This is a genomic window from Pseudomonas sp. SB113 (assembly GCF_040754745.1).
GTDB lineage: Bacteria > Pseudomonadota > Gammaproteobacteria > Pseudomonadales > Pseudomonadaceae > Aquipseudomonas > Aquipseudomonas grimontii.
In genome coordinates this window covers 1-520 of the sequence record NZ_JBFMHW010000106.1, presented here as the reverse complement: position 1 = coordinate 520, position 520 = coordinate 1, and the positions used below count along the sequence as shown (strand labels likewise).

The following is a 520-nucleotide window of genomic DNA, read 5'->3' as shown; positions in this document are numbered from 1 at the left end:
CTTGTCGGGCTCCAGCCTGCTTTTGTCATTGATGGCGGCGGTAGCCTGCAGCATTGAAATCCACTCCGTTCAGGATTCGGCGGCAGCGATATGCGCTGCCGCCGAAAGCGTTGCGATCAGTTGCCGTTCAGGTAGGCAGAGTCGGGGAGGTAATAATCGGTCCACGCTTCTGGCATGGTTTTCAGCGTACCGATCTTGTACAGATGCTCCGCGAATTTCATCGTGCCCTGAGGGTCGGTCCGCCATTCGTCCATATGCGGCTCGTTCAGCATGGCGAGCAGATCGTCGATGCTGGTCTTGTCGCCGGAAACCGTCTTGTAAGCCTCGAGCGCGGACTTCGGATCTTGCTTGATGAAGTCGACCGCCTCTTCCGTCGCCACACGCAGAGCTTTGACCAACGTGGGATTCGCGTCTGCGTAATCGGTCGTGGTGAAGAAGGTCGCCTGAGTCAGAGCACCACCGAGAATATCCCGCGAGTTGATGTCCTCATGCACGCCTTCCTGTTTCAATTCGAGATACT

The 520-nt window shown here is 56.7% G+C and carries 1 protein-coding gene; it reads right to left on the bottom strand.

The annotated features are described in order from the left end of the window. Positions 1–116: 116 nt before the first annotated feature. Positions 117–520, bottom strand: a 404-nt coding sequence (locus AB1462_RS31670; RefSeq protein ID WP_367249019.1) for an ABC transporter substrate-binding protein, incomplete at its 5' end; no start/stop codon positions are given.